Raw genomic sequence first — 9,125 nt, 5'->3', positions numbered from 1 at the left:
CTTCCATTACTTTTCCAAAAATAGCTCCCAGCATAAAAATAGGGAAGAAAGCTTTGATATATGTAACAGCCTTGCCCATAAATAATTCCGTATAAGACGGCATAATCGCTAGTCCAGAAAGAGTAGCCGCCAATAAAGCCATAATAGGCGCCATCATAATTACAGAAAATCCCCGATATGCAAAAAAGATTAATCCCGCTAAACTAAGTACGATAACCAAAACGCTGATTTCCATAAGAGTCCACTTCCTTTCAATATACACAAATATTAGTGATTTTTTACAATAACCGCTAATAATAGTTCATTTTTTCACTTTTGCATTCACCATAAGGTCTGTTCTAAATTAATGGTTAGTACATCTTTTAAACAAACCATATATTAAAATTATCCATGGTATAATTTTAATATTTTCATAAAAATCACAAAAATACATTTTATGAATGCTTTGTGGTAATGCACTACTATATGTTGATAATATCATCTTCATAGTGTAAAGTAAAATATGTGTGCTTCATTATATCCATGAATTAATTTCATGGATATAGGTTTTATCAGTGTTTATATTTATTTTTCATTCTATATTACTATGACATAGTTTGTATTCATTGCTTTGATGAATTTATTTCACAAATGAGAAGGGATGCCTATCGAGTGCCTTTTTTTAATATTTTTTATCGATATATTGTTAAAAAAATCACTTTTTTGTTTTTACATATTTTTAAAATAAAATTATCCGAAAAACCTATGAATCAATTCTTAAAAGTTATTTTCAATATCCCATGACTTTAAAAATAATTTTTACAAGTCAATCCACAAATACATCCTTAACGTAAGGTATCAAAAATATATTACTACTTGCTACACCCTTATATCTGCCAACAGAAATTTTTAATTATGTATACTTTATCAGAAAAATTTCACTTTATCCCCATAATGGAAAATATTGATTATACTGTAGATAAACTGTTATCTATCATAGCAACATAATCAAATCTATTGAATTGAGGCTTAATTTCCCGACATATAAAAATAGGGGCTGTGACAAAATGAGAAATCATTTTGTCCACAGCCTCTTTTTTCTATGCAGATTGAGGTCGCAAGTAATCAATTACAGAAAAAAGGGCATACATCCCCTTTCCCCATAAAAACTGCTTTTCTACAGGTTATGCGACTTTCTTCAAACGTAGTCTTTTCTTGTGATATTTATAAAGATTGTGCCCAATAGAAACCAGTAAAATCTCTAAACGTACTTATTCTATGCCTTTTCGAACGATTCTTTTGTACCAGCGATTATTTTTCATGATGCCAAAAGTACCTTCGGATTGAATGGAGCGATTCATACGAAGAAGCGCTCCTTGAATACTTTCCAGATTATTCACTACTTCTTGATGCATCGAGGTTAATTCCTGGTTAAGCTGAATCGTCCGATTTTTATTCGTCTTTTTACACGCGGAGGCGTACGGACAATCCGTGCAATTTTCGCACTGGTAGACTTCCTCCTGTCGTCCATATCGATTTTCTTTTACATTTCGTCTGTACTGCAGATGAAATGCCTGTCCGGCCGGACAACGCAGTGTGCCTTTTGCATCAATTTTGAAATTCACTGCCCGAAACAGATTCTCTCGATACTTTGCGTTTGTAGTTTCTTGCTTGTACATCGTGAATTTCATGTATTTTTCCATTCCGTGTTGCCCGCAGTAAATATAATTGTTGTATAAACCATAGCCTGCATCTGCGACAGGATACTTTGGATAAAATCCATAGGTATGATGTTGTCCAATAAAAATTGGCACCCTATTCTCAAGGATTGTGATATATAATTGATAGAAAATAGGAGAAATAAGATGGCAAAACGAATTATAAAAACGTATGACCAAGAATTTAAATCACAGGCTGTAAAATTAGCTCAGGAGATTGGTGGACACAAAGCCGCAACGGAACTGGGGCTTCCTGATAGTACTATCTATACATGGGTTAAAGCCTTCAAAGGAGGTAGGTTGGAGGCAAAAGACGCTGTTCATACTCCTTCCAATGCCTTATCTCTTAACGAGGAACTTATTGAACTTAAAAAGCGTGTTAAAGAACTGGACAAAGAGAATCACCATCTTAAAGAAGTGAATGAATTTCTTGAGGAAGCAAGCGCTTTTTTCGCCGCCAGCCGTCGGAAGTCAACAAAAAACAGAGATTGATATTTATTGCAATAAAAACGGAAGACGGCACTATTAAAGGTAACATTTCATTCTATTGTAAAAGCCTATGCGTAACCAGACAGGGATTTCACAATTATCTTACATATAAAGATAAGCCTTGGAAATATCCGTCTCTTGCAGATGCTATGTTAGATATCTGTGCGGAAGATGAAACGTTAAAAAAATAGACTCATGGAATAGACGCATCTTATTGACAAAAAGCTACTTTATCGGCAACTCTTCTTGACATGCAAAAAAATATATCTTATAGTGCAGCTAAGGCTGGATAATATCCATGAGAATTCAGGAACATCCTCCAGCCTAGTAAATTATCATGGAAGACCAAAGATACAGAGATTTCTTCACACACTCGTCTGGGCGGACGACCACCGGCTCCACAAACGATTATTCCTCTGTCTGCATGACAGAATAGAATCAGTCAGACTAACATTGTTTTTGGATTAGTTTTTGGGGCCGTTCAGTTAGCCGCTTACGTTAGACTGCGCCCATGCCGGGGGCACTACTCAAAAAGGCTATCCCGAAAGTGATTTTCCACTTTAGGGATAGCCTTTTCTGAGTATTTGAATAATGCCTCACAACCCCCAGATGAGTGTTTTTAATTTTTTGTCTACTCACATTCTGCGGTTTGCTAGGCCACGAGAACATACGACGCCATATCATCGCCATAATATTGTTTTAGTCAACTAAATGCGTAATTTCAGGATTTTCAGGCTGTTTTCGGTGTGCGAAGTTTAAGCTACTCATACATAATTACAAACACGGGCAATAGCAATTTCGTTGTATCCCAACGATTCAGCTTTTGTCTGTTTACCATTAGCTGTTTCTACGACAATATCCAACAATTCTTCCCCCATCTGACTCATGGTTTTTTCACCATAAATAACAGGGCTTACATTGAAATCAATGTTATCCTCCATGTTTTCAAACGTAATCTTATTGCCCGTAATTTTAATGACCGGAGAAATAGGATTTCCCGTCGGTGTCCCGCGACCTGTTGTAAACACAATGATTTGAGCACCGCCGGCCACCATAGCAGCAACAGAAGATGGATCGTTACCAGGCGTATCCATAATAACAAGGCCTCGTTCATCGACCTGTTTCGCATAATCATAGACAGCGTTGATAAGACGGTGCCCGCCTTTATGGATGCAGCCAAGAGATTTTTCTTCCAACGTTGTAATACCACCGGCTTTATTGCCAGGAGACGGATTACCCTCCCGAACTTCTTCACCAACAAGTTGCAACGCTTTTTCATAACGATGGACGATATCGAGGACCTGTTGTTTGATTTCGTCTGTCTTGCCACGTTTTGCCAGAATGTGCTCTGCACCAATAAATTCTGTTGTTTCACTTAAAATAGATGTGGCTCCTAAATCAACGAGGCAGTCGCTTAATTCGCCAACAACAGGATTAGCCGCCAAACCAGATGTTGGATCCGAACCGCCGCATTCCGTGCCGACAATAAGTTCGGAAAGATTGAATTCTTCGCGGCGGCACAGACTTGCTTCCTGTACCATTGTCTTGGCGTAACGGACAGCCTGTTCAATAGCCTTCAATGTTCCTCCGGCTTCCTGGATAATAACACGTTGCAGTGGTTTGTTTGTACGAGCTTTAATTGCATCAACGACTAAATCCATTTGGCAGTTTTCACAACCCAGAGATACTACCACAGTACCGTATATGTTTGGATTGGCAGCAAAGCCAGCCATGACATCCATGGTCAATTCCTGATCAGGTGGGACTTGGGCACAGCCGTTCTGATTATTAAAAGTAACAGAACCAGTGACCTGTTGTGAAATAATTCTCGCAGTGTCGGATGCACAAATGCTGGCTGGCAAAATCAATACATGATTTCGTACACCAACTCGGCCATCCGGTCTTCCGTATCCATAAAAATTCATGATAGCTCAGAGCTCCTTTTATAATTCGCGAACACTTTCAACATTATGAATATGAACATGCTGACCTTGTTTAATATCTATCCCAGCACTGCCAATATGCTGGCCATATTTAACAACGGGTGCACCTTTTACAATGTCGCGAATAGCAAATTTATGATAAATCTTGATATCATCAACTGCTTGTATCTCTGCAGTTTGCTGATTTGCCATTACATAGGAAATAGTGTCTCCTTTTTTGATTGGGTAAATAACAACTCCTACATTATCCAATTCATCAATAATCATCGCATTAATCATACTATTCCTCCTCGTATAACAAATTTTGCAAAAAATAAATCCCACCAACTTACAAATCTTACTTTTTAATGACATGAAGAAAGTGTATCTTCTTCCTAACTTAATTTATATTAGTAACGTTGCACATCCAAACTGCATTACAATTAAGCTCTAAGGATTCCTTCTCTGATTTTTAATTGCACAGTCGGAACGCATGCGAGTATCGATATGTATATGCGTACTCGCATGCGTGATATAGCAGTCCATCATCTTCTTCAATAAAATGTTGAGTTTATTATTCGATAACTTCAATTGGTTTGATTTCTCTTAAAACAAACAAATAATTCATCGCACCGACAAAGCAAAACACACCTGAAACTACTAATGCAGGCATAAAAGATCCTGATGCTGTAATAATAAATCCGGTAATAATAGGTCCTAAAATCCCCCCACAATTGGAAATGCAGTTCTGTACGCCCCCCAATACAGATACCATATTTTTAGGCGCAACATCCCCTGGCAGGCACCACACGGCACTTGCGGCAAATGCCAATCCTGCATATGTCAGACACAACAACGTCATGAGTACAACAATATTGTCAAATAGACCGGCAAAAGCAATGGTGGTAGACAGCAGCATACCTCCTACCAAATTTATTTTTCTGGCCGTATCTAGCGAATGGGTTTTCTTATACATATGATCCTGGAACCACCCGCCGAACCATTCCGCAAATATTCCCACCAGCGGCGGCAACATAGCTAAAAAGCCCATGGCCGCAAATGATATGCCTCTTTCCCGTACCAAATAGGTCGGAAACCACGTGATAAAGAAATAGATGGAATAATTCAAGGTAAAAAATCCAGTACACATCGCAATAACATTCCGATATCGAAATAACTGATACCATTTCATCGGCTGCGTCTTATCGTTATCCTGTACGCGTTTTTGCCCACCATGAATGTATTTTAATTCTTCTTCATTAATAAACCGGCTCTTTTCCGGATCATTGTAATACCAAAACCAGACTAACGACCACAATACCCCTAACGATCCACAGATAATAAACGCAACATGCCAGCTGAATTGCGAAATGACCCATACTACTAACGGCATCGCAAATGCGGTTCCAAATCGAGAACCACTGTCAAAGATAGCCGTCATCTTACCACGTTCATCATCTGGGAACCATTTTGCAGTAATACCCGCATTACACGGATACGCTCCGGCCTCCCCTACCCCCATGAAAATACGTGCACTGATAAAACTAAACGGAGTTCGAGCTAATGCGGTACTTACAGTCGCCAAGGACCACCAAAGTACGGAAATTCCCAAACAGATCCGCTGTCCGATCCTATCGGCTAACCATCCTGACGGGATTTGAAACACGGCATAACTGAAAAAGAATGCTGACATGATAAGTCCCATACTTGCGTCCGTAATATGCAGATCATTCATAATAGCCGGAGCTGCCGCCGACATGACCGTCCTGTCGAGATAATTGATAACAATGGCAAAAAGCATCATTAGACCAACGCCATATCGTGCATGAGTTCTAACATTTTCCACTATAAAACCTCCCTATAATATATGGTAGTATAACACTACGCTTTAAATAAAAAAATATATTATCAGGAAACATCACTTTTTTCAACAAAAGCGATTGCCTCCTAAAAAACAGCATTATTAAATATATTCATGTTCATTGACAACTTAATGGTCAGCGGCATCGAGGTTCCCATAAATATCCAAGGTACTGTCGTGAATACGCAGATATTGCACTCTCCAATAATCATCCCTCTTAGTTCTTCGATATCATTGCCTGACTGGACCTTGGAAAACAAACTGTCACCACAGCGATATTCCTTCAACATGTATACCTTTTCGTTTTGTGCCACCGCTGTCCGATATCCCTCACATCTGGTATCTCGAACTGTCGTAGCTGTATCACCACATCCTCGTTTTTCTTCCAGATTATGGACACATGCGCCTATTCTCTCGATGGGTTAATCTACTGACGGAAGCATATCTGATACAGGCTTTCCTATAACTATTGCAAATATGACACTATTAATATAATCCGATACAGGAAAAACTACACTCACTTCTACACTTCACCTCGTCCGACGTTCTTCATCTATATATAGAACAGGGTATAAACGAAATGTCAGTTATCTCATTTATCGAAACCTTACGGTTATTAATAATATTGTTTCAAAAGATTCAATTACAAGAACGTATATTGTTAAATAGCTCGGTAGTACGCGTATGCGTATTGATTCGTACTTACGTTTCGCTATATATATTTTACATGTTTAATTCTCAAAGTCAAGATTTTAAAATAAATATGCTCTTTTGATATTATTAACACTAATTCGATGTTTTTAAATCATAAATTATGATACAAGAAATCATAATTATTTCATGTAAAAAATATAAAATTGATATTGTCAATATCTCTTTACACTTTTCCTCGAGGATATTCGATCTACGCTGCATCCTTCAATGAGCGGTAATACTGTTGTCTCTTAATCAATGGAGGTAATCCTCCATTGGGGGAGCAGATTCTTCGGTTATTCCAGTAACTAATGAAATATCTCCATATCATTGTTTTCATATGTTCAACAGTTGTTTTTGAAGCATTATATCGATTATAGATTAATTCTTCCTTTAATCTTGCCCACATGCTTTCGCAACGGGCATTATCATGGCATCTGCCACCTGCACTGTTCATACTTTGTACTATTCCGTATTGCTTAATTGCATTACGGTACAGCTCACTGATGTAATCGACTAAAGAAAAGGGATTGCTCCCTTTTTCTCGTCTAAGAACCGTACGTGAGAGTTTCCCGCTCATACGGCTCAAGCATTTCTTAACCATTTCTGGCGGCAAACAGTGATTGTAACTGGAGCTTTCTTTTTGTAAAATATGCTTCGCCTATGAAGGGATTTTTAGAAATCTGCAGTTTAGGATGTCGGACGATATCTATTCTTCTTAGGTTTATAAGACTAGATTCATCTGTCATGAACAGCCAAGGCTTGCCATTCTTTTCATGCCCGTATTTGTTCAACCGCCACCATTTATTTTTATTAGGATGGCGATGTTTTGCCCATTGTTGCAGTAAAAAGTAAATTGTGTTATTGATGTAAGAGAAGGCTTTGTTTGCAACTACGTGTCTGTGATAGTTTGATCATCCTCTAAGTAATGTCTACTGCGCAAAAACCACTTCTTGACACGGCAGCCATTTTAAGGCCCGTTTTACTTTCCATAGTAGTAACTGTAGGTAAAATAAAATTGGCGTACACTGAATAGCCTGTAGCTTTCCCAGGTTCAGTGACAAAATAGACAGCGCGATCACACTCTGTGTCGTTTCTTTCAGATATGTCCTGATTTGAGTAAGGCCAAACCGACGTTTCGCTAAACTGAAAGCGCGTTCTACTTCCACGCGATCGCAATTGTCTTTGTATTCCAACCGTCTGTCTCTGACAGCATCTTTCTTGGGCCGTCCTAAGGCAGGCCCTGACAACCGGATACCTCTTTCTTTGCAATACGCCAGATTGACACGGTTGCGGTATATCTTATCGGCCAGCACCCGTTCTGGATAATGACCATACCGTTCATGGTACCGTTCGATTTCTCGTGGCAGCAACGTACTTTCATTATAGGTTTCAAAACTCTGTCGTTCTAACCGTACCATGCCGTTCACGACGCTGATGTCCAGCTTGGCACCAAATTCCACAGGCACTTTGACTTTGCCACGCACAATTGGCCGCAGAAATGGCTGCCGCAGGTTTACAATGCGGTGTTCGATGCGATGCATCTGATGATCATACATGTACTTCTGCTGCGCATACATCTGTTGAATCACGGGTAACTGTTGTTGATACTTGGGTGCTAGCTGTCTGCCATCTTGTAACAGATTAGCGATATAGCGCTGATCTCTGGCAATATATTGCAATTGCTTGCGGATGCCATGCCGCAGTTTCTTTGCTTTGTTTTTCTTGGATCGGACGATGTTCAAATAGTCCTTCCGGGCTTTCCGACAATAGGTCCGCGGTTTCTTTCCATCAGTGGGAGTATGCAGCACGGTGATGATATGTTCCAGTTTTTCTCGTCCTTCATTCAACAATTCCATGTCCCTGGGATACTTGATACGAGAGGGCGCACAGGTAGCATCCACAATCAGCGTCCCTTCCTTGTCGGAGGTAGACGGCGGCGTATCATCATGATGAGAGTCATCTTTCTTGTCGGTGTCGTTTTCGGTGTGCTGCGGCGCTTGTTTGGCAGTTTCTGCCTGTTGGATAATGAAATTGTTGATGGCTTCCAACCGTTTCGGCGTTAGGCGTTTACGAAACTGTGTCATGGCAGACGCATCAAACGGTGCTTTATATTCATAGCCAAGCAAGCCGCAGAAGTATTGCAAATAGGGGTTTTCCTTGATTTGTTCGACGGTTTCTTCATCCGAGTAACCCGTATTCAATTTGAATGAGCAACGCGCCTAATGCCATTCTGGCAGGCTTTGCTACGTGGCCTTTGAATCCTTTGAACAGTTTTTTATATTTCTTTTCTACCAGATCCCACGGGATGAATTCCGCTTTCTTGATCCAGCGGTTGTTCGGATCCATTTGTAATCCCAAGGGTTGATTAAAATCTTCGAAGGAAAGTTGTTTAGAAGGAGTTTTATACATTTTACGTCACCTGTGTGCAAGAGTTTTGAGCTGTTTTCCACCATACTCATG

The 9,125-nt window shown here is 39.5% G+C and carries 9 protein-coding genes and 2 pseudogenes; 1 reads left to right on the top strand and 10 read right to left on the bottom strand.

Going from position 1 to position 9,125, the window contains the following annotated elements; translation table 11 throughout:
- A pseudogene (locus BLR11_RS13455) lies at positions 1 to 235 on the bottom strand (GntP family permease); the annotation flags it as partial.
- A 1,015-nt stretch (positions 236 to 1,250) separates the two neighbouring features.
- Positions 1,251 to 1,670: a transposase gene (locus BLR11_RS13450; RefSeq protein ID WP_218118831.1), complete on the bottom strand. Its 420-nt coding sequence runs from the start codon at positions 1,668 to 1,670 to the stop codon at positions 1,251 to 1,253.
- 174 nt (positions 1,671 to 1,844) lie between these two features.
- Between BLR11_RS13450 and BLR11_RS13445 the strand changes: the two genes are divergently transcribed.
- Positions 1,845 to 2,189, top strand: coding sequence for a transposase (locus BLR11_RS13445; protein ID WP_218118830.1), 345 nt, complete (start codon positions 1,845 to 1,847; stop codon positions 2,187 to 2,189).
- Between the two features lie 761 nt (positions 2,190 to 2,950).
- Here BLR11_RS13445 and BLR11_RS13435 read toward each other — a convergent pair.
- From BLR11_RS13435 to BLR11_RS13405, 8 genes and pseudogenes are all read right to left on the bottom strand, one after another.
- Positions 2,951 to 4,111, bottom strand: coding sequence for a UxaA family hydrolase (locus BLR11_RS13435; protein WP_091653112.1), 1,161 nt, complete (start codon positions 4,109 to 4,111; stop codon positions 2,951 to 2,953).
- Between the two features lie 18 nt (positions 4,112 to 4,129).
- Complete coding sequence (locus BLR11_RS13430; protein ID WP_091653108.1) at positions 4,130 to 4,408, bottom strand: UxaA family hydrolase; 279 nt, start codon at positions 4,406 to 4,408, stop codon at positions 4,130 to 4,132.
- A 274-nt stretch (positions 4,409 to 4,682) separates the two neighbouring features.
- A complete protein-coding gene (locus BLR11_RS13425) occupies positions 4,683 to 5,954 on the bottom strand; it encodes an MFS transporter (RefSeq protein ID WP_218118829.1) in 1,272 nt (423 codons plus the stop codon).
- A 101-nt stretch (positions 5,955 to 6,055) separates the two neighbouring features.
- Positions 6,056 to 6,283, bottom strand: coding sequence for a hypothetical protein (locus tag BLR11_RS14025; protein WP_176763009.1), 228 nt, complete (start codon positions 6,281 to 6,283; stop codon positions 6,056 to 6,058).
- Positions 6,284 to 6,873: 590 nt separating this feature from the next.
- Positions 6,874 to 7,119 (bottom strand): integrase core domain-containing protein, encoded by a 246-nt coding sequence (locus BLR11_RS14800; RefSeq protein WP_425433765.1) that lies wholly within the window; start codon positions 7,117 to 7,119, stop codon positions 6,874 to 6,876.
- Between the two features lie 139 nt (positions 7,120 to 7,258).
- Positions 7,259 to 7,561 (bottom strand): annotated as a pseudogene (locus BLR11_RS14795) (group II intron maturase-specific domain-containing protein); the annotation flags it as partial.
- A gap of 33 nt (positions 7,562 to 7,594) precedes the next feature.
- Positions 7,595 to 8,866 (bottom strand): IS5 family transposase, encoded by a 1,272-nt coding sequence (locus tag BLR11_RS13410; RefSeq protein ID WP_091653105.1) that lies wholly within the window; start codon positions 8,864 to 8,866, stop codon positions 7,595 to 7,597.
- Positions 8,844 to 9,074, bottom strand: a complete 231-nt coding sequence (locus tag BLR11_RS13405; RefSeq protein WP_091653102.1) for a hypothetical protein — start codon at positions 9,072 to 9,074, stop codon at positions 8,844 to 8,846. Before BLR11_RS13405 ends, BLR11_RS13410 begins: the two co-directional genes overlap by 23 nt.
- Between the last annotated feature and the right edge of the window lie 51 nt (positions 9,075 to 9,125).

The organism is Megasphaera paucivorans (assembly GCF_900103535.1).
GTDB classification, from domain to species: domain Bacteria; phylum Bacillota; class Negativicutes; order Veillonellales; family Megasphaeraceae; genus Megasphaera_A; species Megasphaera_A paucivorans.
This window is presented reverse-complemented; position numbering and strand designations above follow the sequence as displayed.

Bases quoted from the DNA above. Each gene is read 5' to 3' on its own strand.
- BLR11_RS13435 (WP_091653112.1), bottom strand. From the start codon at position 4,111: ATGAATTTTTATGGATACGGAAGACCGGATGGCCGAGTTGGTGTACGA.
- BLR11_RS13450 (WP_218118831.1), bottom strand. From the start codon at position 1,670: ATGAAATTCACGATGTACAAGCAAGAAACTACAAACGCAAAGTATCGA.
- BLR11_RS13430 (WP_091653108.1), bottom strand. From the start codon at position 4,408: ATGATTAATGCGATGATTATTGATGAATTGGATAATGTAGGAGTTGTT.
- BLR11_RS13405 (WP_091653102.1), bottom strand. From the start codon at position 9,074: ATGTATAAAACTCCTTCTAAACAACTTTCCTTCGAAGATTTTAATCAA.
- BLR11_RS13445 (WP_218118830.1), top strand. From the start codon at position 1,845: ATGGCAAAACGAATTATAAAAACGTATGACCAAGAATTTAAATCACAG.
- BLR11_RS14800 (WP_425433765.1), bottom strand. From the start codon at position 7,119: ATGAACAGTGCAGGTGGCAGATGCCATGATAATGCCCGTTGCGAAAGC.